At 45.0% G+C, this 24817-nt stretch carries 12 protein-coding genes; 10 read left to right on the top strand and 2 right to left on the bottom strand.

Annotated features, from left to right (window positions below):
• The first annotated feature begins 122 nt into the window (after positions 1-122).
• The 4 genes from IFO66_RS13815 (at position 123) to IFO66_RS13800 (ending at position 6759) form a co-directional block, all read left to right on the top strand.
• Complete coding sequence (locus tag IFO66_RS13815) at positions 123-3263, top strand: GNAT family N-acetyltransferase (RefSeq protein WP_192025708.1); 3141 nt, start codon at positions 123-125, stop codon at positions 3261-3263.
• Between the two features lie 3 nt (positions 3264-3266).
• Positions 3267-4127 (top strand): amidohydrolase family protein, encoded by an 861-nt coding sequence (locus IFO66_RS13810; RefSeq protein ID WP_192025707.1) that lies wholly within the window; start codon positions 3267-3269, stop codon positions 4125-4127.
• A gap of 160 nt (positions 4128-4287) precedes the next feature.
• Positions 4288-5712: an aspartate ammonia-lyase gene (gene aspA, locus IFO66_RS13805; protein ID WP_192025721.1), complete on the top strand. Its 1425-nt coding sequence runs from the start codon at positions 4288-4290 to the stop codon at positions 5710-5712.
• 333 nt (positions 5713-6045) lie between these two features.
• Positions 6046-6759 (top strand): GTP pyrophosphokinase, encoded by a 714-nt coding sequence (locus IFO66_RS13800; protein ID WP_225445756.1) that lies wholly within the window; start codon positions 6046-6048, stop codon positions 6757-6759.
• A 174-nt stretch (positions 6760-6933) separates the two neighbouring features.
• Here IFO66_RS13800 and IFO66_RS13795 read toward each other — a convergent pair whose 3' ends face one another.
• Together IFO66_RS13795 and IFO66_RS13790 are read right to left on the bottom strand one after the other, a co-directional pair.
• Positions 6934-8721, bottom strand: coding sequence for an ATP-binding cassette domain-containing protein (locus IFO66_RS13795; protein ID WP_192025706.1), 1788 nt, complete (start codon positions 8719-8721; stop codon positions 6934-6936).
• Between the two features lies 1 nt (position 8722).
• Positions 8723-10474 carry an ABC transporter ATP-binding protein gene (locus IFO66_RS13790; RefSeq protein WP_192025705.1) on the bottom strand — a complete coding sequence of 584 codons (1752 nt, stop codon included), beginning with the start codon at positions 10472-10474 and terminating at the stop codon, positions 8723-8725.
• Between the two features lie 310 nt (positions 10475-10784).
• Between IFO66_RS13790 and IFO66_RS13785 the strand changes: the two genes are divergently transcribed.
• From IFO66_RS13785 to IFO66_RS13760, 6 genes are all read left to right on the top strand, one after another.
• Complete coding sequence (locus IFO66_RS13785; RefSeq protein WP_192025704.1) at positions 10785-11771, top strand: helix-turn-helix transcriptional regulator; 987 nt, start codon at positions 10785-10787, stop codon at positions 11769-11771.
• Positions 11772-11971: 200 nt separating this feature from the next.
• Complete coding sequence (locus tag IFO66_RS13780; protein WP_192025703.1) at positions 11972-15559, top strand: amino acid adenylation domain-containing protein; 3588 nt, start codon at positions 11972-11974, stop codon at positions 15557-15559.
• A complete protein-coding gene (locus IFO66_RS13775) occupies positions 15556-16656 on the top strand; it encodes a saccharopine dehydrogenase NADP-binding domain-containing protein (RefSeq protein ID WP_192025702.1) in 1101 nt (366 codons plus the stop codon). The genes IFO66_RS13780 and IFO66_RS13775 overlap by 4 nt, the downstream gene beginning before the upstream one ends.
• Positions 16653-18998: a Gfo/Idh/MocA family oxidoreductase gene (locus IFO66_RS13770; protein ID WP_192025701.1), complete on the top strand. Its 2346-nt coding sequence runs from the start codon at positions 16653-16655 to the stop codon at positions 18996-18998. The genes IFO66_RS13775 and IFO66_RS13770 overlap by 4 nt, the downstream gene beginning before the upstream one ends.
• Positions 18985-19713 carry a VOC family protein gene (locus IFO66_RS13765; RefSeq protein ID WP_192025700.1) on the top strand — a complete coding sequence of 243 codons (729 nt, stop codon included), beginning with the start codon at positions 18985-18987 and terminating at the stop codon, positions 19711-19713. The genes IFO66_RS13770 and IFO66_RS13765 overlap by 14 nt, the downstream gene beginning before the upstream one ends.
• An 80-nt stretch (positions 19714-19793) precedes the next feature.
• Positions 19794-24800: a non-ribosomal peptide synthetase gene (locus tag IFO66_RS13760; RefSeq protein ID WP_192025699.1), complete on the top strand. Its 5007-nt coding sequence runs from the start codon at positions 19794-19796 to the stop codon at positions 24798-24800.
• The last annotated feature ends 17 nt before the right edge of the window (positions 24801-24817 follow it).

Genomic DNA, 24817 nt, shown 5'->3' with positions numbered 1-24817 from the left:
AAGTGGATGAAATGCTGAAATATTTGTACTAGAATAGCGATAGATTTCACGATTATGGAAACTATTTCCTTGCAAATGCGTAATACTATTATTTCCACCAAAACAAAAGTGAGGTGAACGTTATGTCGAGTGTTGTGAACATTGTCACTTACCATCCAGATTATGCAGACAGCATCGCGGAAATGTGGAATCGCAGCCATGAACATTGGGGAAGTAATACTTCTATATACACAGGTAATCAAATTAGGACAGAAGAAGAAAACTCCGATGCGCTCGTCGTGTTTTTAGCTATTTGTGAGGAGCAAGTAGTTGGGTATTGCAGTGTGTGCGAATATCGAGAAGATACAGGTGCATTGTACATAAATTTCCTTAATGTTCGTCCTGACTATCATGGCCATAAGATCGGCAAGCAGCTCGTGCTTCGTGCTGTTGAAGAGACGATACAACGAGGCTGGCCGCGTATTGATCTATATACATGGGAATCGAATATGAAGGCTGTGCCGCTATATAAAAAGTGTGGTTTTTTCTGGGAGGACAGAGAAGATGCGACGCATTTCATGAACTTCATTCCTCAAGTTATGAACTGTGAAGCGCTTGCTCCTTATATGGAAGGAATCGATTGGTACGAGGACTCGACTCGAACCATTGAAGTAAAGCGTGATGGTCAAGAAGCGAATGGCTTCCAAACGTATACATACTTATGGAGCAAGAACGAGCGCGATGTACGTGTTGATATTGAGCGCAGAGGCAGAGGAATCTGTCTTATTGAAACGAATGATTACAAGATTTCAGCGGTAGTGGAGCAGGCCAAGCCTGTGTTCGGGAAAGCATACAAAATTAAATATAAGCTGGAGAATAAATCTGGTGCACCTCTTTATATTGAGCTGGCTGGTGAGAATGATCGTAATATCCAATTTGACTGGCACGATGCTGTGCACGTTGAAACGGATCAAGATTTACAGGCATCTTTCTTTGTTGATGCCATTGAAGAAGAACAAAGCGATTGGCGTACATGTCCCACTGTACGTACTCGTATCCGAATTAACGGTGCTGAAGCATTGCTGCAAGTAGGCGTTGTACCGAAACACCCTGCCAAAATCGTACTACAGTCACCAGATATCCTTCATGCTGTAGGTGGAAACTATACCTGTTATATAGACATAGAGAGTCATATGCCAGAACCAGCCGACTTCTTGTTTGAACTGCCAGAAGTTTCATGGTTGAACGTCGAAGAACGGACATTTCGAATCCGTCTTGGGGCAAAAGAACGAGCTTCCTTACCTGTCCTATACCGATTACTGGATTATGGCTTTTACGAAACGAAGCTATCGGTACGAGCACTTCCCGACAACGGACCAGAAGTACAATTTTATCGTTGGGTTGGGGGCAAGTTCAGCGGTCCTGGTGCAATGATTACTGGAATGGATCATGATGCACATTGGGCGGTTAATGGTAAATATGTGCTTAAGTATGACAAGGAGGACAGTCATACGTTTATCACGTGCATAGGACAACCAAACAATCATACGATTGTACTTTACCCGCGAATAGGCAAGCCTTATGCGAGCGAATTTTCTAAAAAAAGCCCTTCGTCTACGGAGTGGTTGGAAGAGCGAGGAGCTGTAGGTATCAAGCACACCTATCACTCAGATGCGTATCCAAATATCATTTTGTACAATTATGTACTTGTATATGGAGATGGAACGGTTAAGTTGTGGCAGGAACTTGAAAACGAGGCAGATACGGCTCCTACTACATCATTGACGCTGTCTCAGCGCATTACTCAAAACATGCATCGAGTGATATTGCCTTATAAAGGCCGTTATATTGAGACTACGAATTCTCACAGCAGTGACTATGACTATTGGGATGGTAGTCATATTACGGAGCCCTGGATATTTTCGAGAAGAGGCTCAATGAGTATAGGATTGTGCTGGCCTGAGGCTTATCAAATGAACTTTGGTGATTGGTTTGCAGAACTAGAGTATGAAGTTGGTAATCTACAGCCAAGCGAGAAACGCTCCAGTGAAGCGATCACGCTCTCTATTGGCGGATTTGATAATTGGAAATCGTTTCGTGCGTATGCGCTTAAATGTGAAGAGGACCAATTACTCCGACTAACGCCAGATATTGAATTTATAGCGAATGGTAGTAATTCATTTGTTCATTCAGGACAATCAGAAGTGCAGTTGAGACTACAGGACTTGAAGCAGAATGTATGGGATGGAGAAGTGAGTGCTGGGTACCGGGATAAGAAGGGAAATTCCCAAATCCTCTCTAGTACTGAATTATCAGACGAAGAGGAAGAATCTGAGGTGGAAATGAATTTGCCAGCCTGCACGGATACAGCTCAATTGGTAGAGATGAGTGTGGAGATTGGCCCGCTGCAAGCTCAGTATTCTTCGATTCTGTTCCCGGTGTCAGTTGAGCCTATCCGTGATCGGATTTATGATCGCGATGGTTACTCCTTGTATGAAAGCTTTAATGGTAGAATTCGTATGGAAGCAGCAAGCGAATACTATCCGGGCTTATGTACATTAGAAGTAGACGGTCACTCCTGGCTTGCTTCAGCATTGCCAACGTATGAGCCTAAGTCATGGTGGAATCCATGGCTAGGTGGAATGGGAGATTCGTTTGAAGAATTGCATGCGAATTCGGTGTTGAAAGAAGAATGCGCAACTTCATTTGTAAACATGAAAGACAGTGCGGGTAATCTCTGGTCAGGTATCCAAGTATCATTCACAATAAAAGAGCATGAGACTTACAAGGGACTAACTTGGAAGGGATACTATCTTACACTGCCTAATGTGCCTGTACTGGCCTACCTATCAGACATTCATCAAGAGACGGGTACCTACTGGAATGGCAAAGGGATCACTACGGATCTATGGCTGAATACAAGTACAGAACAGACGGCGTGGCTGCGCACATTCCAAGCCGACGGGGAAATCATTTATTACCGTCTTGGCGAGGGGGAACTGGATGTGAGTGAGCATGAACAATATGCGGTCGGCATAGCAGACGACAGCAATATTATGCATGTGGTAACAGATGAATCCGTTCTAAAACCTCATATGTATTCCAACCAAGATGTGACGGTGTTATCTATCGCTAAATCAATGAGCTTGGCGCATGGAAGTATGTCGCGTAGTTCGCCTGTATTTCTTGCCTTTCATGATCAGCTGCTTCCGCGTACATCGTTGGCGCAGCTGCGAAATCTTACATTTCCACAACCTTGTGAGCTAGACGATAAAGGAGTGTAGCAGATGAAAATTATTGATGCTCATATGCACTTATCACATATCGATTCATTCCGAACGACTGCGCTTGAGCGTTCTCACGTCGATTATTCGGTATCAGGACTGCTGCGAGAATACGAGGAGAATGGCGTAGTTCTCGGCATTGGGATGGGCGTAACGGAGACGGCTGCTGGCGGATTCCCCGACAGGGAAGCGAATACGCCTATGGGGTTGGATATGTTGGAGCAATATTCAAGACAATTCGTATATTGTCCGGGTGTGAATCCTTTTAAGCTGGATCAATCCAATCTAGATGCACTGGAGCTGGATCTGCAGCGACCTGAGGCGGTAGGAATTAAAATATATTTAGGTTATTATCCGTTCTTCGCCTACGATGACGTGTACCAACCTGTATATGAACTGGCCAAGCAATATAAAGTTCCAGTCGTTTATCATACAGGGGATACGTATTCAGAACGTGGTTTGTTGAAGTATGCTCATCCGTTGACGATTGATGAAGTAGCGGTGCAGCATCGTGAAGTTAATTTTATGATGGCTCATTTTGGTGATCCGTGGGTATTGGATGGAGCAGAGGTTGTTTATAAAAACCGTAATGTATTCGCTGATTTGTCAGGTTTGATGGTGGGGGATGCAGCAGAATGTTCACGTTTGAAGGATTCGCCGCTCTTCTTCTCGCATTTACGTCATGCGGTCACGTATTGCGATCATTATGAGAAAATGCTGTTTGGCACGGACTGGCCTTTGGCTCCTATCCAACCCTATTTGCAATTTGTACAAGAGCTGATTCCAGCAGCGTATCATCAAGCTGTATTTTATGATACAGCACTGCAGGTATTCCCTAAGATTAGGCCTATTGTGGAATCGTAATGGTTGAATAGATAGCTAAAAAATTAGCTAATAAATATTAATTTTCAGATAGATATTTACGATCAATAGATATATAATGAAGTTGTAATTAACCATGATTTTATATTTTTAGCAGAGTAAGCGTTTTACAATATGAGAGAGAAAGAAAGGGATTCCCATGATGATTACGAGTCAATCCAGAGTAGAACGAGATTCTCTAGGGGAAAAGGAAGTCCCAGTGAATGCTTATTACGGCATTCAAACGTTACGTGCAGTTGAGAACTTCCCGATTACAGGTTACCGCATGGATGCGGAATTAATTCGTGCCTTAGCGGTTGTTAAGAAGGCGGCTGCCATTGCCAATATGGAAGTGAAGCAGCTTCAGCCGAACATGTGCGATGTCATCGTGCAAGCAGCGGATGAAATCATTGCAGGTCAATGGCATGAACAATTTATCGTCGATCCAATTCAAGGCGGTGCGGGCACTTCTATTAATATGAATGCCAATGAGGTTATAGCTAACCGAGCGTTGGAATTGTTGAACAAGCCTAGGGGAGAATACGCATCGTTAAGCCCGAACAACCATGTTAACCGTTCGCAGTCCACGAACGATGTATTCCCGACAGCGATTCATCTTTCCGTACTTACTCATTTAGATAAATTGCTTGTTACGATGCATGAACTGCATAAAGCATTATGCGTGAAAGCAGCCGAATTCGACCATGTTATTAAGATGGGCAGAACACATCTTCAAGATGCGGTTCCGATTCGACTTGGCCAAACCTTTGAAGCTTACAGCCGTATGTTGGCACGTGATATTAAGCGTATTGAGCGTACGAAAGAACATTTATATGAAGTAAATATGGGAGCAACCGCAGTAGGAACAGGCTTGAACGCTGATCCTAGATACATTGAGCGGGTTGTTGCTTTGTTAGCTGAGCTATCCGGCTTCCCAATTGTGGGTGCAGAGCATCTTATTGATGCAACTCAAAATACAGATGCGTATACAGAAGTATCTGCTGCACTGAAAGTTTGTATGATGAACATGTCCAAAATGGCAAATGACTTGCGCTTGTTAGCTTCTGGACCGCGCGCTGGCTTTGGTGAGATTCGCTTGCCTGCTCGTCAGCCTGGTTCCTCCATCATGCCAGGTAAAGTGAACCCTGTAATGTGTGAAGTTGTGAACCAAGTCGCTTTCCAAGTCATCGGTAACGACCACACAATCTGTCTTGCATCTGAAGCAGGCCAACTAGAATTGAACGTGATGGAGCCAGTTCTTGTATTCAACCTATTGCAGTCGCTTAGCATGATGAGCAATGTATTTACAGCTTTCCGTACAAATTGCTTGGAAGGTATCGAAGCGAACGAAGAGCGTTGCCGTGACTATGTGGAGCAGAGCGTGGGTATTATTACAGCGATTAGCCCGCACCTTGGCTACGAGGTAGCTGCACGTATTGCAAAACAGGCGACGGAGACGGGCAAATCGGTTAAAGAGCTGTGTCTCATGTATAACGTACTGACAGAAGAGGAACTGGATATTATCCTTAATCCATACGAAATGACCAAGCCAGGTATTGCAGGGGCGACACTGTTCGATCGCGAGTAGTTTAGTAGTAAATGCTATTGCGTTACTAGTTCAATAAAGTACTGTAGGGCACACTACAATCCAAATATAGAGGCTGTTCCACATATGTAGACGTGGGACAGCTTCTTTTTCTTGTTTATCCAACATTATTGAAATGCGAAGAAGGTGAAGATCCAGTATACTAATCTCTGTGATTATTTACATTCAAATTATGTAGTGTCTTAGGAAATATATATGTGCTATTGTATGCCAACTTTGATTTAATCAATTTATTTGCTAAATTTCAGGTTCTTTTCATCTTGAATCGTTATGATAGTAGTAACACATACTATTACTCATCATGGGGGCACATTAATGTTAACTACAGAAAATATGGTTGCGGATCATATAACTACAGACCTAACAACGGAATTAGACATAACTGCGGAAATAACAAAAGAGAAAAGTAAAAGCGAAATATTCGAATTGCTGCAAAAAAATTGGGGCGGCTATTTCCGTCAATACCAAATGGCACTTAATGAATTAACAAGTGACTTCCAAATTATTGATCTCGACTGGAAATCAAGATACGGTTATTCACCGATTGAACATATGAAATCTCGCATCAAAAATCCACTATCTTTATTGAAAAAGATTGAAAAGAAGAACATTCCCTTTAATCAAAAAGCGGTACAAGAGAAAATTTTTGATATTGCAGGAATGCGTATCGTAACGACCTTTATTGACGATGTGTACATGATGAAGGAGCATATCGAGCAGCGGGAAGATATCCGTGTCATGCGAGTGAAAGACTTTATTCAAAACCCGAAGCCGAGCGGATATAAGAGTTTGCATTTGGTCGTTCAGACAAAAGTTATTTTGGCTAATGAAATATTGTGGGTGCCAGCAGAAATTCAACTCCGTACTTCATCCATGGACTTCTGGGCTGCGACTGAGCATAAGTTGAACTATAAATACGAGGACGGCGAAGTACCGGATGATGCGAAGCAGCAGCTTGTTGACTTGGCAGCATCTGCATTCCAGATGGACAAGCAAATGTCATTATTGCGTAATCAATTGCTGAAATAATGCAGCATCAATGAAAAGAGGCATCTACTCGCACAATCCTGTGCCAATAGATGCCCCTTACTCTTTCATATGCAGCTAACCTAACCTAACCTAACTAAGTTAGAGCCATGCTCGTTACTAATAACTAGAAGTTAGCACCAAGCTCTATCCAATATGCTGAACAACGAATAGCATTTACGTTGTGCTGGATACCGCCTGCTTGTCGAGCTGAAGTTCAGCAGCAGCGTTAATTTTCCAACTGCGTGCCATGGATCGCTTATCCCACAGGTTACGATAATGACCACCTTGTTTCATCAGTTCGTCATGCGTCCCTTGCTGAGCAAGTGTACCGTTGTCGATGACAAGAATTTGATCTGCATTTCGTATTGTGGACAGTCTATGGGCGATAATGACAAGTGTTTTATTTTTAACGAGTTCGTTAATGGCTAGTTGGATATGCTTTTCATTATCGGGATCCACACTAGCTGTTGCCTCATCTAACAGGACGATAGGCGCGTCTTTGAGAATTGCTCTTGCAATAGAAACGCGCTGCTTTTCTCCGCCTGATAAGGTTGACCCGCCTTCTCCTACGACCGTATCATATCCTTTTTCCAGCGCCATAATAAAATCATGGCAGCGTGCTCGTTTAGCAGCAGCGACGACTTCTTCAAAGGTCGCATCTGCTTTGCCAAATTTAATGTTGTTCATAATCGTATCGTTGAACAAATACACTTTTTGAAATACCATGCTCATATTTTTAAGCAAGCTGTCACATGTCATTTCCTTAACGTTGACTCCACCAACGAGCACTTCACCCTGCTGGACATCCCAAAATCTAACGATTAGATTTGCAATCGTAGATTTTCCCGATCCTGATACGCCTACAAGGGCTGTCATACTTTTTTCCGGGACAGTAAAGCTAATATCGGTTAGGGCTGCTTTCTGTTCTTCAGCATAAGCAAATGTAACATTGTTAAATTCAATATCAAAACGATTCAATGCAATATCTCGACCGTCTTTGTCAATAATAGGGACGTTCAGCAGTTTCTCATAACGGTTCAGACCTGCTTCCATCACTCGAATTTGGCTGGTCAGCGTCGATAAGGCTTTAACCGGGATATACATGTAGAACACATAGATGAGCAGCATGAGCATCACAGACATATCCATGCTACCTTGGTAGCAAAATACGGTTGCCAGTAAAACGATTAGTGCTGTCGCTATAGAGAAGCAAGCTTGATAAAGTGAGCTAGGAGGTGTGAATTTTTCCTCATAGTCAATAGCATGGTCGCGTGTGCGCTCGATTGTGTCTTTGACTGCCTTTGCTCGATCGCCGCTGATGTTAAATGCTTTAATGACCGATATGCCCTGCACGTATTCGAGCACCGCCGATGTCAGGCTTGCTTGCTGATGCTGTCTAATTTTGGACTGCACCTTGCCGACGAGCTGTACTTTTTCGAGCGCGTACAATGAAATAAGGGACATCGCTAATGATACAAGCGCAATGCGCCAATCCATGACGAACAGCAGTACTGCACCAATAAAAATACTGATATACCCGTTAATGACTTTATCCAATGCGCCCATACCATGTTCTTCGATAAATAACAGGTCAATGGAAACAGCTGAGGTCACACTACCTTTATTGCCTTCCGTAAAATAACTCATCGGAAAGCGTTTGAATCGATCTCCGATGCTAATTCTTTCCCGGGCGCAAATATCATAGCCGGTTCCACTTTGCAGGGCAACGAATATGCGACGCAAAATACATCTTACGATTACAGCGGCCAGCATAATGCCACCGCTAAACCATGCATCCATCGGCACAATGGACTGATCGAGTATTTTCGTGAATATGTACAGCACCGCAAATATAGGTACATTGGATAGCAAACTCTCAACAAAGCTTAACACAAACGCCAGTTTAATTTTTCCTGCCGTTTCGCCAGCAAGTAAAAGCATTCTCCGAATAAAACGAAGCACGTTAGTTGCTCCCTTCTTTTGTGGCAATGTCCCAATTCATTGATTCTGCATGTGCCTGCCACATTTTTTGGTAAAGAGGTGAGAGGGCAAGAAGCTCATGGTGTGTACCTTGAGCAGATATTTGACCTTTATCTAGCAAAATAATATTGTTAGCGTCAACGATCGTGGACAACCGATGTGCAATGACGATCAGTGTTTTCCCCTGAATAAGACCGCTTAGTGCCAGTTGAATTTTATCCTCATTTTCAGGGTCAGTAGCAGAGGTTGCTTCGTCTAGCACGATAATAGGAGCATTTTTGAGCATGGCACGAGCAATTGCAATTCGCTGGCGTTGTCCGCCAGACAATTTGTCTCCGCCATCTCCAACGACAGTGTGGTACCCATGCTCCGTATTTAGAATAAAGTTGTGGCATTGCGCAAGCTTGGCCATCTCCATAACTTCTTCGTCAGAGGCGTCTGGCCGACCCATTCGAATATTTTCCATAATCGACGTATTGAATAGAAATATATCTTGCGATACATAACTAATCGAATTCATTAACGTTTCAAAAGTCATATCTTTAACATTGATACCGCCAATACGGATTTCACCGCGTTTAATGTCCCAGAACCTTACTAACAACTTCGCCAATGTCGATTTACCAGCACCTGATTCCCCAATAAGTGCAGTTACCGTATTTTCTCGTGCAGTGAAGGAAACGTCGTGAATCGCTTCTTTGTCATCGTAGGCAAAGGCCACGTTCTGAAACGAAACCGAGTAATGTTGAGGTGCAGCATGCGAATGACCGTCAACCATTTCTTCTTCATCAAATAACTGTTCGATCTTTTGTGCTTTTTGTTGAAGATTCGGAAAAATAGGCAGAAATTCAACGAGACGCATCAGTGGGAGCCCCATACTCATAGCCAACAAAATACACAATACAAATGTGCCGAGCGTCAAGGTTCCGTCCATGTAGAACATCGTCCCGAATGGTAGAAGAAATAACAACGTGGACGGTAGTACTATGCTGTATACGGTCATGTGGGTCCATGACACTTTAAACCAGTCGAGTGTGCTCGTTTTATAGTTGTCTACAGATGTCATATATTTTTTGAACGATGAAGTTGTCTGATTAAATACTTTAATCACTTCCATACCGGAAATATACTCGATAATATTTTCATTCATTTCCTTGGAAGACTGATAATACGGTCCCATTCTAGTAGAGGCGTCTCTTATCATTAACAAGACTGGAAGGATGCCAATCGGAAATACAGCTAACGCTAACAAAGCCATGCGCCAATCGAGCACAAACAGCGTCAAGGCAATAATAAGGGACGTGAGCAGGTTAGAAATGCCTTCAGGCATAGCGTGCGCCAAAATAATTTCCATATCTTCGATGTTTTCAACGAAATTCTTTTTCAAGCTGCCTGTACTATGTTTTTTTATGGAACCCATGGGCATCATGCGTAGTTTGTCGGCCACTCGTTTGCGCATACCCATCAACGTATCGTACGCAAGGTGATGCGAAGCGGACAATCCTGCGTATTGTGTATGAGTACGCAGCAGTAGACAGATTAATATAAGCCCCGCCATACTGCACAAATAAAGGACAGACATCGCCTGTTCCTCCGTAAACCGCATAATAATATGATAAATGATATAGTAGGGAATAACGCCCAAAATAATGCTGGCCGTCAAAAAGCCGATCGCTTTATACATATCTTTCTTGAAATGTTTGGCATACGAATACACGCTCATTAATTCTTTCATCTCTCTACATTCCCTTCCGCTCATCTCTATGTCTGTTCTCATTCAAGATTGTCACGAATGTCCATATGACGGGCAGTCTGTTGTCTAATTGTCTTGACATGCCCGAATGTCATTAGCCCCCTTTAATTCAGTTGTTAATAATGATTATCTTTCTCAATGACTTGTGCATGTATTGGTGAAATGATAAATTATGGATACCAAAGCAGCTCATTTAATACTATAAACTCATGCAGTCAACGGTCAATTATGAGGACAAGATTTAGTCTTGGACGGGTGTATGTTTGTCCTGCGTGGGTATGGGAGATGAACAATGAAAAATGAAAAGATAGAGATGTTCGAGGCACATCTGTTACATTATGGATTTCAGCGCGATGAGTGTGATACAAGATTCAACCTGGAAGGTGCGCGCTATTCACTTTCCAGCGAGAAGGGGGAGGGGGACTTTTGGTTATATACGTATGACAATCTGTTTGCCATTACGGTACAGGACTGCATCGTTTATGAAGATATGTATATGGAGTTTGCTCAACCCGAATATTTATGTGTAAGCTGTTATGATTCTGTATCAGGTGAGGAACTTAATCCTACTAGACGACTGAACTGTTCTTGTATTAAGGGGCATGTCGGCAACAATGATCTATATCAGGTCGTTTATCATAAAAATATTCCGATTCGCTGTACGGCTATTTATATTATGCCTGAGTATTACAAAACTTACTTGCAGGCACGGTTTCCGGGAGAATACGAGGATCCGCGTGATGCTTTTGTAAGCATTGATGGTGCAGTACACTTTCCTGAACTGATGAATTTATTAGGGCAAATTAAGACATGCAATCTTACTGGAATATGGGCAAAGCTGTTCTATGAAAGCAAAGTAGCAGAGGCACTGTCACTCATCGTTCACCGAACACATACAAACCAGCAAGCAGTAAATGGTTCATCAGTGTGCGTGTGCAAGCATGATTTGAAACACCTTGCTAACGTAATGGAATACATTAACGACCATTTTGCACTCGACATTCAACTAGATTCATTAGCTAAATTATCTTGTATGAGTGCAACCAAGCTAAAGTATACGTTCAAGAAAGTGTATAAGTGTACGATTTTCGAGTATATACATAGCAAACGCATGAGTCATGCACAGAAGTTGCTGCAACATACTGAATACAGCATTCAGCACATTTCACAAGCAGTTGGATACAAAAAAGCAAGTAATTTTTCAACCGCGTTTCGCAAAAGTTCCGGCCTGTTACCGAGTGAATATCGTTTAAGGTCTAACTCTAGTAATGAAACCTGACGACACAAAAAATACCTGAAATTACCTCGAAATGTATTGACAGCTAAAATGATATAGGGTAGTTTTTAAACAGCAAACTTATATTGATAATGATTATCATTACTAATGGATAGTATGGATATCCTTTCCGATCTTTCCGGATATTCAACTATGATTCCATATGTTTGCTGTTATTTTTTGTTACATAGAGAGGTGATGGTATGTCATTGGGAGCAATGTTTACCGACAACACTGAATTCATTCGCAAGGAATGCTGTATAAGCAAGGAACAGTGGCACAAGATTCATACTTTATCAAAGGCGTATTCGGTTTCGTCAGCATCAGTACTGCTTGCTACATGCAGCGAAGTTGTCAGCAGATGGAGCTCGAGTTCTGATTTGACCATGAAGTTGATTCGTGAGTCAAGTGCTGTCCCGATTAGGCAATTCACAGACCGATTACGTTCGGCATCGACGATTGCATATACACCGGTTCAGGATCAGAAGTGGAGTGACCTTTGTCGAACATGGGACAATCAACTTCACCATTCACAACCTGAAGTTGATTCGCTGCTGCCTCCTCTGCGATGCACAGCATCCTACAGTCCACGTCAAGCAGATTCACTTGAGCATTCGCCAAGTGGAGCACATGGTGATCAACAGCGTTCATCTGAGTTAGACGTATTGTCACAAGTTAGCGTTAGCTGCCATTTATCTGAGCAAGAGGAGCGGGTAGACGTTGTCTGGGATGTGAGAAATAGTTTGTTTTCGCACGAAACGGCAGCTTGCATGGTAGAAGCTTTTACCTCACTTGTGAGTAGATTCATAGAAGGAGAAGAGCAGCTTCCAGATATGATTCCTGAAGCTCAAAGGCTCGTACGTGAACGGGTAAATGCTACGCAAGTCCAAGTTGATGCAAAACTTATTCATGCCGATTTTTTTGCGCAAGCACATGACAATCCGAAGCGAAAGGCTTTACTTTGGGACGAGAATGAAATCGAACAAGTTATGACTTATGGTGAACTGTCGGATAAAGCTTTGCGACTGGCCGCGTTTCTCATAGCTAAAGGTGTTCACCGAGGAGATTTAGTCGCTATTACACTACCAAGAGGAGCCGATCAGATTGTTGCGGTGTTAGCTGTCTTAGCTGCTGGGGCAGCATATGTACCAATTGGAATAAGCCAGCCGGCTGAACGACGCGATCGGATATATCGAATTGGTGGCATCCGCTATGCGATCATGGATAAAGTTGAATTTTTACCGGTAGCGGAACCAACTGATATGACGATCATTTATATTGAGCAAGCGCTTACAAGTTTACCACTACCGTATCCGGTTGCTGCCGAGCTTGATACGTTGGCGTATGTTATTTTTACTTCTGGCTCAACAGGAGAGCCGAAAGGTGTAGAAATTACGCATAGAGCGGCACATAATACGATATTTGACATAAATACTCGATTTAATTTGAACGAATGTGACACGGTACTGGCTGTTTCTGCGCTTGACTTTGATCTTTCCGTTTACGATATATTTGGTCTTCTATCCGTTGGCGGCAGGGTTGCCTTACTTACTGAGCGTACGAGACGAGAAGCGCTTGTCTGGCTTGATCAAATTCGTAGAATGAAAGTGACAGTTTGGAACTCTGTTCCTGCTTTATTCGAAATGCTGCTGATTGCGTCGAGTGAGACTCATGTATTAACTGCGCTGCGTCTTGTGCTCGTATCGGGGGACTGGGTTGGCCTCGATCTTTATGATCGTCTTATGCGGAAATCGGAACACTGCCGCTTCGTTGCGCTTGGAGGAGCAACCGAAGCTGCTATCTGGTCCAATTACTACGAAGTGAAATCAATAAACCCAGATTGGAATTCAATCCCTTACGGAACGCCGTTGAGTAATCAATGTTACCGCGTGGTGGATCATATGGGACGTGATTGTCCAGATCTGGTCATTGGTGAACTATGGATCGGCGGAGACGGGGTGGCTCACGGCTATCTTGGAAATGAAGAATTGACTGAAAGACACTTTAAAAAAAGTGAGGACAAGCGTTGGTATCGAACAGGGGATTTGGGTCGCTATTGGCCTGATGGTAACATCGAATTCCTTGGTAGAGCCGATCAACAAGTTAAGCTGCGCGGGTACCGAATTGAACTGGGAGAAATTGAAGCTGCGTTACGTCAGTATGTTGGAGTCGGTCAAGCTGTAGCTACCATTTCCTCAAATGCTGGAATACAGCAGCTTATAGCGGCGGTTGTTGCTGATTCGTCATCGACACCGTTCAAAGACGTTCTATATGTGCCAGAGTCCATCGAGCATGTTCGAGCTAAGGATGCATCACGAGAATTACAGGCTCAGATGGTAGAGGCTACACTCGTAAACATGTTAAGCTTCGAAACATTATGTGACAAAAATAAAAGCGATTTAACTTTATGTAAGAGGCCGGATGTAGCTGATGAATATGAGTCATTGCTTCACATGTGGCTTCACTGGCTAGGTGAGCGCAACGTCATTGTGGAGGACGAAGGCTATATACGTGCAGGAGTACGACTCGAACGTGTGCTAGAATATGCTGCACAATTGACGACGAATGTGACAACTCCAATCGAAATGACAGAGAAGGATTCCAAACTCGTGTGCATTGAGCAGCGACTGTTTGACCGATTGGACGATTATCGCCGCATTTTAAGCGGAGAACGATCAGCTATGGCGCTGTTCGAAGATGATATTTTGTCGCCCGAACGTTTAGCCATATTTGATGATGGAACAAACGCAGGAATTGAGCGAATAGAAGTACGAATCAAGTGGATGGCAAAAAGCAGCGGAAAACCTGTCGAAACCGCATTACTCGGTGGGCGAAGCGGCATGATTGCCCTTAAGTTGTTAGAACTGCTTGACCCAACTGAAATTCGGTTTACGCTGCTTGATGCAGCTCCATCTATGGTTGAAGCTGCAAAAGATCGATTACGTCGACTACCGCATGAAATCAGCTGTATTCGTCTGCCGAACCGTTCTGTTCCGAAGCAGCTGCGATATGTATTTGATGCGGTGCTGGCTATTAATTCGCTTCATCGTTATCACGATCCGTATCACGGCGCAGCCGTAGCCTCCTTGCTATTGCGACGCGGCGGGAAGTTGTTTGCACTAGAGCACAGTGAGCTTACACCGCTTGGCTTCGTAACCTCAGCTGTGTTGGATCGAGGATTTATTGAGTTTGACCATGCTCGACGTCAGGCATACAGCCCGATGTTGTCAGCCCAGCAGTGGGCTAAATTGTTCATTCAAGCAGGACTTCATCCTGTAAGTTGCAAGTCGGTGGACCATTCTTTCTCAGAAATGATAGAAGCCGATTGTCCTTTATCACGGCCGGAGTTGTACCCGGATGAAATACTGCAGCAGCTTGCAACCCAATTGCCAGCGCATATGCTTCCAGAGAATTTGGAAGTATTACCATGGCTTCCATTGAGCGCGAACGGCAAGGTCGATCGTAAAGCTGTGCTGCATGTGTGTGAGACTCAGCCTGATGCAATGGTTGGTGAACAGCCCCATGAGGGAATGGAGCAAGAAGTTTCTGCGATGTGGATGAAACTGTTCGGTAATTCTTCAATCGGTCGCAAGCAGGGATTTTTTGAAATGGGCGGTGACAGCCTTCTTGCAACACGTTTTCTTACGGAAGTGAAGGAGCATTATGGGGTTGAACTGTCATTACGGCAAATGTTTGAAACGCCAGCATTGGATCAAATAGCTGCTTGTATTGAACAACAGCGGGCTGAACAACACGCTGAAATTGTGTACATGGAAGAAGGGGAAATATGATTGGAATTATAGGCGGCTATGGTGAAGTGGGATTATCAGCAGTCAATATGCTGTACCAATGGGGAAAACAGCCGCTGCGGATTGGCGGCAGAAATCCTGATCCAGCCCGAATTGTGCACGGTCATAAGTGGCCACAGGCCGAATGGGTCAACGTTACTATTGAGGATGATGAAAGCTTAGAATCATTTGTACGCGGCTGTGTGGTAGTCGTGAACTGTGCTGGGCCGTCTCATCAGACCTCTGCACGAGTGGCTGCGATGTGCATGTCGTTAGGCTGCCATCATGTGGATGCAGGTGTCGACCCGCGCTTTGAGCAACTGCGTGAAACTGAACACAACAAGGTGGTGCTGTATGCAGCAGGGGCAACACCTGGATTGTCAGGTTTGCTGCCAAGGTGGCTCGCCGAATCTTTTGATAGGGTTGATGCCTTGCGCTACTACACGGGAGCCTTGGACAAATTCACATTCTCCGCAGCTGAAGACTACCTCGTAGGAGTTGTAAGTGAGGACAACGAACCTATGGCTGCGTGGAAAAATAGCTCACGCTCCTCTTCGGCGCTTAATCGTAAAACAAAAGCAACGCTTCCTTTTTTTACTCGCGAAGTAACATTGTATCCTTATTTCGATCAGGAAGCAGCGTTTGTGGCAGCTTCGTTATCACTTCGTGATGGGGAATGGTACCTTGCAATCGATGGGGAACATGTGCCGAATGTGCTTGAAGAAGTGAGCGCCCAGTTTCTTGTTGACCGAGGTCATGCGATCAAGAGATTGTGTACAGCTACAGAGCTTGATGCAGCAGGACGGCAGCAGTATGTCAACTTTATCGTGCAGCTCAGCGGCGTGAAGGATGGTCTAGACATCGTGCGCACAATAGTGCTGCAAGCACAAAGTTCCTCACAATTGACAGGTTGGACAGTGGCTACGGCAGCCATTGCCGTACTTGAGGGAGAAATTCCAGTCGGTGTTCGTCCGCTTGCTGAAATTAGTCAGCCGCACAGTATCATTGACCGAATTAGTCATTCAGCCATCCATGCACAATTTAACGTGCTGGAATGTTCCATTGACGACCTGTTACAAACCGTGGAGGGAGAACTATGAATAAGAAGAGATGGCGTACTGTCGTATGTGGCTCTACGTTCGGGCAGTTTTATCTTGAGGCTCTGACATTGCTGCCTGATCATTTTGAAATAGTAGGTGTACTTGGTCAGGGGAGCGAGCGTACAAGGAGCTGCGCTGCATATTACGGAATACAGGTATTTACCGGAATTGATCAACTTCCGCCTGATATCGATCTTGCCTGTGTCGTGCTGCGCTCAGGTGTTCTTGGTGGAAAAGGTACGGAGTTGTCTCTACAACTACTGGAACGCGGCATTCATGTCATTCAAGAACAGCCTGTTCATCATAAAGACATGGCAGCCTGTGTCCGCAAGGCCCGTCAGCATGGTGTCCTATTCTATACAGGTGATTTGTATGTTCAATTGCCTGCAGTGCGGCAGTTTATTGCATGTGCAAAAGCGTTATTTGAACATCAGAAGGCGCTGTACATTGACGCTGCGTTTGCGTCGCAAGTGTCATATCCGATGATGCACATTTTTACGGAAGTATTGCCGTCCATCCGCCCATGGAAAATAAACTCTGTAAGCAGGGAGGGTGGGCCATTCCATGTACTGACGGGCACACTTGGTCAAGTTCCTATTACATTGCGAGTCCATAACGAAGTCGATCCCAATGACCCAGACAATTACCTTCACTTACTACATCAAATGACTATCGGTACAGAAGGAGGAAGACTTTCTCTGTCAGATACCCATGGTCCTGTCGTTTGGCATCCACGCCTACATATACCTGACAACATGAACATACTTGGAGAATTAAACAAAGTAGGTCCTACGCACGTGCTCGAACATAGTACAGAAATGTTAGGCGCGTCGACGACTACAAGCTATCAACATATTCTTACAAAGCAATGGCCGCAAGCAATTGCTCGGGATTTGTTACAGATGAAAGAACTTAGCCTAGACCGTTCCATTGCAAACATGCGAGCTCAGCAAGATCTGTTATGTTCCACACAGTGGCATGAAATGACAGCGTCACTCGGTTATCCTGTTCTTCGCTCGGGCTGCACACATCAACCGCTTCCTGTTCACATTTTACAAGAAGCTGCCTTAAAAGCAGAAGATGACAATGTTAGTGCTAAAAGCGAGCATGATGTGATGTCGTTCTGTTATCAGCAGCAAATAGATATTTCTACTTGTACCGCTTACGCTCAAAACGAACTGTCTGGATTGGATACGGAGCGTGTGATTTCGTTCGTTCGGAACTTAGATCACGCAGTGTTTAGTTCGATGATCCATGCATTTCAAAAAGTAGGGCTGCTCACAGAAAAGGTGCGAGCCTACAACGTTTCTGACCTTCTGTCTCTGTCGAATACAGCACCCCAGCACCATAGTGTAGTAATGCGCTGGTTGGTGTTGCTCGCAGACCGTGGCTATATCGAGCGTTACGGCGATTATGTATACGGAGTCAATATTGTGACAGATAGTATGCTCACTGAACGCTGGAATGTCGTACGAGACATATGGGACGGCCAATTTGGCTCACCGCTTACTATGGATTATTTGATTAGCAATGCTGAACAGCTGACGCAACTAATGAGTGGTGAACAGCAGGCTGCGTTCTTGCTGTTTCCAGAGGGGAAAATGGACTACGCCAATGCGTTGTATCGTGAAACGATAACGGCCCGCTACCTCAACAAGGCCGTGTCTGAAGCGGTTATTCGCATCGGGGCTGCCAAACAGCAGAATGCTGCTGTGAACCATGCTAACTATGCCCATGTAGCTACAGTTGATCAAGTTGTTCGTACCGAACAACCGCTTAAAATTATCGAGATAGGTGCTGGCACAGGTGCAACTACGGATGTTGTGGTTCCCAGATTAGCTGCATGTGCGGATGTGCTCCGTACAAGCTATATGTTCACGGATGTGTCGCAATTCTTTATCGCGTCAGCAAAAGAAAGATATCAAGAGCTGCCTTGGATGGATTTTCAGGTTGTCGATATTGATAAAGAGTTTACAAAGCAAGGACTGCAACCTGCATGTGCAGATATCATCATCGCGGCGGGTGTTATGAATAATGCCTTCGATACAGATGCCACGGTTGCTGGACTGTTGGAACTGCTCGTACCCGGTGGATGGCTGCTGTTAACGGAGCCTGTCCGTGAATTTCCCGAGATTTTAATTTCACAAGCATTTATGATGACACATCCAGAGGATGATAGACAGAACTCGCAATCCACCTTTATGTCCGTTAAGCAATGGAAAGATGTATTCTATCGAGCGGATGCTGCGGAAGTGCTGACCCTTATTGATGAGGAACATTTGCTCGCTCCGCTTGGACAACAATTTTTCGCAGTGAGGAAAAAAAACGATGCTGAAATGTAGCCATATTATATGCAAGGTTGCCGATATCACAACAGCCGTACGTGATTACGAGTCGCTTGGCTTTACGATGCAATGGGGCAGCGCGCCAGAACGGGCACACAATGCACTGCTGTGGTTCGAAGCTGGGCCGTTTATTGAACTTTTCCAAATTCCTACATCTTTTTCATACTTGAGTTTGCCCTTGGGTGTGTTCTACGGACGTGGTGCAGGGAAACGATTTAAGCATTGGTCCAGTCTCTCAGAGGGGTGGTGCGATGTCGCTTTGGAACCCGCACGCAATCCAAATGTAGAGATGTTGAGTGCACAACGTAATCGTATGGAGTTACAAGAGATACGACAGACAATGAATCATTCTGGAATTCCAACATCACGGATTATTAATGGCAAGCGAATTCGTCCCGATGGAAGCATGGTCCGATACAGTCTTTTTGCACCTAACGAGACAGGTCTCCCATTTATGGTTTCCCATTATGATCCACCGCAGCGGCCTAAACGAATCGAACATCCAAATGGCGCTACTGGTATCGAATGGGTGAAAATGGGGGTGCCACAGCAACTTTCTACTTCTTTTCAATCCCTATTGGCACATGATAAGTGGCTGCGGGCAGAGTCTGTTTCGCAGCAGGGTGTCATCGAAGTGGCGCTGTCAGGTTTGAATCAGTCTCTGGATACCAATTTGCTGCATGGAGCACGATTTGTTGCGGCTAATCGTTAACACATTTTGAATAATAGCTCGACTTGCACGTAGTGAACGAACAGAACTTAATAAACTTATAGAACTAGGAGAATTAAGTTATGACACAAAACAGCTCATTATTCGTTAGGGATTTGGTGGCACGATTGCAAGGAGAGGGAGTAACGCTGTGGGAAGAGGACGGCAAGCTGCGATACAGAGCACCACAGGGAGTGCTTGCCGCGAATGACCTACAGACGTTAAAAGAGAACAAACTCGCGATACTAGAATTTCTTGAACTGCAACACAAACCGATTACAGTCGAATGTGATCCTGATTCCAGATATGAGCCATTCCCATTGACCGATGTTCAGTCTGCTTACTTGCTTGGTCGTAGTGATGTGTTTGGCTATGGTGGTGTCGCTTGCCACATTTATTTGGAGCTCAATTACATCGATTTGGAGCACAGCAGGGTGGAAGCGGTATGGAATCAATTAATTGCTCGTCATGATATGCTGCGCGCGGTCATCGATAAGAACAGCTATCAGCAAGTAATGGAACATGTGCCGCGCTTTGAAGTGGGATTTACAGATGCGAGTGACTGGGATTATGACAAAGTTGAAGCAAGCCTTGAACACATGCGTACTGAGATGGGACACCGCGTTTACGATACAAGCAGCTGGCCATTATTTGATGTAGCTGTGACTCATACACCTAACCATGCAGTCCTGCATTTTTCGATTGAATTTCTAGTTGCTGACTGGGCGAGTATTTGGCTGCTTCTTTCGGAATTTGAAGCGCTCTATTACAACCGTGAACTAGAACTGCCAACGTATACGCTCCAATTCAGAGATTATCTGATTGCTGAGCGCAGCCTAAGAGAAAGTATTGCTTATTCTCGGGACAAAGATTATTGGTTCCGTAGATTGGATACACTGCCTGCCGCGCCGGATTTGCCGTTAGCAAGGCAGCACAATGATGCAGGCAAGGCGCAATTTATCCGGCGCTATCTGAAAATGGATGCCCCGACATGGAACAGCTTCAAGCAACGGGCACAGCGGCGTGGCTTAACGCCTACGACTGCTGTCATGACCGCATATGCGGCTGTTATTGAGCGTTGGAGCCGGAATCGTTCGTTCTGTCTGAATCTGACTGTGCTGAACAGACTTCCTCTGCACCCTGAAGTAAATCAGATCGTGGGTGATTTTACTTCAGTCAGTCTCCTGGCTGTAGATTGGATGGCAGGCAATACTTTTCAGGGGCAAGCGAAAGCGATAAACAGCCAGCTGTTTGCTGATTTAGACCATCGACTATTTTCCGGTGTCGAGGTGTTAAGAGAAATATCCCGCAGACGTGGACGGGACGCAGCATTGATGCCGTTTGTGTTTACGAGTGCGATTGGACTAGTGGAGGCAACAGAAGGTAATGAATTGCAAGGGCAAGTGCAGGGGCAAGGGATTAGCCAAACGCCGCAAGTATTTATCGACTGTCAAGCGATGGATAGAGCATCGGGACTGCAAGTAAATTGGGATATTCGGGAAGGCGTCTTTCCAACCGGGATGGCAGAAGATATGTTCGCTGTGTTTGAAACGCTGCTTCGTCTATTGGCTGAAAGCGAGCAAGCATGGGATGAAGAGGTGTGTATCGCGCTGCCACAATGGCAGATTGATGAGCGTAAGCAAATGAACGATACCGCGGCTCCGTTACCGACTGATCTCCTGCATAGCGGTATTTTGGAACAGGTAGCTCTGTCTCCAGAGCGAATTGCTGTAGTTGACAGTGAGAGGCAGTTCACATATAGAGAGCTTATACTGCTAGCCTCGGCAGTTCGTGAACAATTGCAAGCTGCCGGTTGTAGGCAGCAAGACCTTGTCGCAATCGTGATGGATAAATCAGCATATCAGCTTGCAGCAGTATTGGGCGTATTGGGAGCCGGAGCAGTCTACGTGCCTATTGATGTACACCAGCCAGAATTACGGCGCAACGCTATTTTGGATAAAACGGAAGCTCGTCATGTGCTGACTTGTACAACAAGCCACATCCAATGGCCTGATCACATAACGGTGATTGAAGTGGACGAGCTGGAACCACATCATGAAAATACGCTTATGGCTGAAGGAAATCCTGATGTGCCAGCTTACATCATTCACACCTCTGGTTCAACAGGTCAGCCCAAAGGTGTAGTTATTACTCATCGTTCCGCTGCTAACACGATAGCAGGTTTGAACAGCCGTTTTCATGTGGGGCCTAATGATACGATGCTTGGACTTGCGCAACTGAGCTTCGACTTGTCTGTGTATGACATTTTTGGAATGTTGTCGGCTGGTGGAACGTTGATTTTGCCATCCGTCGAACGAATGACCGATCCGTCGCATTGGACGGAGTTGATGATGCAACACGAAGTGACGATGTGGAATTCCGTTCCGGCTCTCATGCAGATGCTGCTTGCTTATTTACAAGTTGAGCCGCAAATTAGCTTGCCGAAGTTCCGGCTCGCTTGGCTGTCTGGTGACTGGATACCTATGAGTCTACCAGACACGTTGATTACGCGTGTACCATCTGTGCAAGTTATTAGTCTCGGCGGAGCAACGGAAGCCTCAATTTGGTCTATTTTCCATACGTATAAGGGGTTGCAACAGGATTGGAGCAGCATACCGTACGGTCGGCCGCTTGCCAATCAAGGCTTCCGCATATTAGATGCGAATATGCGTGACTGCGCAGTCTGGGTGCCGGGTGAACTGTATATTACGGGACATGGTCTTGCGACAGAATATTTCGGAGATCCAGAAACGACAGAAGCACGATTTTTACATCATCCTGTTGATGGGCAGCGTCTCTACCGTACGGGAGACTTGGGAAGATACACGCCTGGTGGCGAAATTGAATTTATTGGCCGTGAAGACAATCAAGTGAAAATAAAGGGTCACCGTATTGAGCTGGGAGAGATTGAGTCTGCACTGACCAAGCATCCTGCAGTTGTGGCAGCGGCCGTAGTCGTAGATGGTGTGGGCGATGATAAGTCGCTCCTAGGTTACGTGGAGACAGCTCGTAAAAAAGATTGCTCTCGGGAGCAAGAGGTCGAGCTATTGGAGCAAATGGTAGATGGTATTGAGCAATATTTCGTTCAAGTGGACGGGCAGGGGAACGAAGCTGCTGCGTTAAATGCGATGCAGCAATCCGTAACACGACTGCTTCAACGGGTCGTCAGCAAGCAAGCAGATCGACCACTGCGTATGTTACAACTAGGAGCTGGTACAGGCATGAGCTTGGAGCAAATGATTGCAGGTCTAGAAGGAGTCGATGTGCATTTCTGGTACACAGACGTGTCTTCGGAACTTGTTGCTCAAGCACAAGCAAACGCTAAATCTGAAATAACTTCTAATGTTCGTTACGGTGTGCTAAATGCCGAGGAAGATTACCGCTCACAAGGCTTCGCGTCAAATAACTTTGATATTGTGATTACCGACTTCACATGTAATGGAGCCAAGGATCCTGCGACGGCTCAGCGTAATCTAAACGAGCTCCTTTGTCCTGGTGGCTGGATGATCTTGAGCGCAGCTAAAGAGGATCAAGCCGTACTATCTGATTGGCCAATAGGTAAGTCAGAAGTTATGGCTGACGAGGTGTGGAAATATATGTGCCCAGCACGGAACGTGCAGCTGTTGGTTAAGCGCGTGAAGCTGGATAGAGTCGCGGTATATGTTCCGAATCTCGTAAAATTTCTATCCAATTATGTACCTGCCCATATGATGCCGACGAATATTCAGATTGTAGATTCGATGCCATTAACGAGCAACGGCAAAATGGACAGACGTGAGCTGCTGAAATGGAACATCCAGTCTACTAGCGGTGTTGCTGTTGCACCAACAGACAACGTTCCGCTAGATCCGTTGGAAACTCTTTTGTCACAGCAATGGGCAGAAGCTTTGGGACTCTCGACCATCGGCCAATCAGACAATTTTTATCAACGTGGGGCCGACTCACTGATTATGGCTCAAGTTGCCGGAAAGCTGCGTGAACGGCTTGCCAGTGAGTCATTCGGGACAGACATTCCATTTGATGCTTTACTCAGACAAATGCTCAACTATCCGACCGTGGCGGAGTTGGCACAATTTATTCGTCCTCACATGAAGAAGAAGGAGCTTGCCTCTAACGAGCTTGAACTTATCGAGGAGACAGATAGCTCAAGCAATGCCGTGCTTACTCCTTATGGCGGTGGGGATGACGGATTGCTTCGCGTCGTGTTCCATGCAGGTCTCGGAACGATGAACTGTTTCCGTTTGCTGCTTGCTCATCTTGATAAACAACAGCTCGGGCCTGTGGTGGGCATCACCGTAAAGGATGCTGAGCTATATTGTACGATAGAGCATTCAAGCTTGATAGAACATTTAGCAGAGGATTATGCTGAACGGTTACTAGCTTTGGGCCATGTGAAAGTGCAATTAATCGGCTATTGTCTAGGTGGCTTAATCGCCGTTGAAGTAGCTAGAAGGCTGATGGAAAAAGGCATTGATATAGTCGATTTGGTGCTAATAGATAGCCATCCTGTGCTTTATCAAATTGAAGACGACTTGGTCATTGAGTCTTTATTTGTGCCGAACTTGAACATTTCGCTAGAGCAAGCAGGATTTAGTGGTGTGGAGGCAGGAGATTTCGAGCGCGGATTACTGCATATGTTTGAAGCCCACGGTAAGAGTGTGCCAGCAGGTGCTACGCTATCAATAGGTGGAGACGAAGGTCTTGACCGAGTTGGCGCACTGTTTAGAAAGCTAGATAGCTTAACCCTGCGAGAGCGCTTTACAGCTTACTCGGATGCGGTGGCGACCTATAACGGAGCAACGATGCCAGTTGAGATGGCAGAAGGTTTATTTAAAGTGTACCGCCAAAGTTTGAAATCAGCTTGCTTTACGCCGCTGCCGTATGTAGGAAATATTCGTTTTCTGCTCGCACAAGAAGCGTTTACGCTGCTGCCAGGAACGAATGAGATGACGCTGAACTACTGGCAGGATATTTGTCTTGGGGAATTTAGTGTGCAAGAAATAGCGGGCAATCATTACACGTGTATTGAAGATGGGCGAAATGCATCCGATTTGTCAGATGTGATTGGAAATGTACTCGTACAAGCCTAATTTTCAGAAGGAGTATG

The sequence above is a fragment of the Paenibacillus arenosi genome (genome assembly GCF_014841135.1).
In the GTDB taxonomy this organism is placed as follows: domain Bacteria; phylum Bacillota; class Bacilli; order Paenibacillales; family Paenibacillaceae; genus Paenibacillus_B; species Paenibacillus_B arenosi.
Note: the sequence above shows the minus strand (reverse complement) of the source record. Positions and strands in the feature narration are given on the sequence as shown.

What these genes read in the sequence shown, in the direction of transcription:
- IFO66_RS13815 (WP_192025708.1), top strand. Translation starts at nt 123, where the DNA reads ATGTCGAGTGTTGTGAACATTGTCACTTACCATCCAGATTATGCAGAC.
- IFO66_RS13810 (WP_192025707.1), top strand. Translation starts at nt 3,267, where the DNA reads ATGAAAATTATTGATGCTCATATGCACTTATCACATATCGATTCATTC.
- aspA (WP_192025721.1), top strand. Translation starts at nt 4,288, where the DNA reads ATGATTACGAGTCAATCCAGAGTAGAACGAGATTCTCTAGGGGAAAAG.
- IFO66_RS13800 (WP_225445756.1), top strand. Translation starts at nt 6,046, where the DNA reads ATGTTAACTACAGAAAATATGGTTGCGGATCATATAACTACAGACCTA.
- IFO66_RS13790 (WP_192025705.1), bottom strand. Translation starts at nt 10,474, where the DNA reads ATGAAAGAATTAATGAGCGTGTATTCGTATGCCAAACATTTCAAGAAA.
- IFO66_RS13785 (WP_192025704.1), top strand. Translation starts at nt 10,785, where the DNA reads ATGAAAAATGAAAAGATAGAGATGTTCGAGGCACATCTGTTACATTAT.
- IFO66_RS13780 (WP_192025703.1), top strand. Translation starts at nt 11,972, where the DNA reads ATGTCATTGGGAGCAATGTTTACCGACAACACTGAATTCATTCGCAAG.
- IFO66_RS13775 (WP_192025702.1), top strand. Translation starts at nt 15,556, where the DNA reads ATGATTGGAATTATAGGCGGCTATGGTGAAGTGGGATTATCAGCAGTC.
- IFO66_RS13770 (WP_192025701.1), top strand. Translation starts at nt 16,653, where the DNA reads ATGAATAAGAAGAGATGGCGTACTGTCGTATGTGGCTCTACGTTCGGG.
- IFO66_RS13765 (WP_192025700.1), top strand. Translation starts at nt 18,985, where the DNA reads ATGCTGAAATGTAGCCATATTATATGCAAGGTTGCCGATATCACAACA.
- IFO66_RS13760 (WP_192025699.1), top strand. Translation starts at nt 19,794, where the DNA reads ATGACACAAAACAGCTCATTATTCGTTAGGGATTTGGTGGCACGATTG.